The 341-nt window shown below is 51.0% G+C and carries 1 protein-coding gene; it reads right to left on the bottom strand.

Annotated elements, in window-relative coordinates; all coding sequences use genetic code 11:
* On the bottom strand, nt 1–341 hold a 341-nt coding region (locus AB4583_RS21460; RefSeq protein ID WP_372119266.1), incomplete at both ends, for an IS66 family transposase zinc-finger binding domain-containing protein.

The following is a 341-nucleotide window of genomic DNA, read 5'->3' as shown; positions in this document are numbered from 1 at the left end:
CTTTCTGTGGCGAAGCTTTTAGGGATGAGGCTCTGAGGGGATGGCTTCTGAACGATTCGGCTGCTGTCGCCTGTTTTCTCGCACTGGCGGCAAGCGTACTTAGGACGAACATATTCCAACACTTTGAGTACCGCTGGCGTGAACTCTAGCTTCTCGCTGCGGTCTTCCCCGATTTTATGCAGGCTATGATTGCAGCAAGCGCACTGCTTTTCATGGTCGTCTACATCAAGTTCGATAACCTCACGAGGCAAGGTCTTAGGCAGAGGTTTACGTTTACCGCGCTTTTTCGTTGTGGTCGTGGTTGTCACCTCAACCTCGTCTTCTTTAACGGCTTCACATTC

Source organism: Vibrio sp. 10N.222.49.C12 (assembly GCF_041475025.1).
GTDB classification, from domain to species: domain Bacteria; phylum Pseudomonadota; class Gammaproteobacteria; order Enterobacterales; family Vibrionaceae; genus Vibrio; species Vibrio crassostreae_C.
This window is presented reverse-complemented; position numbering and strand designations above follow the sequence as displayed.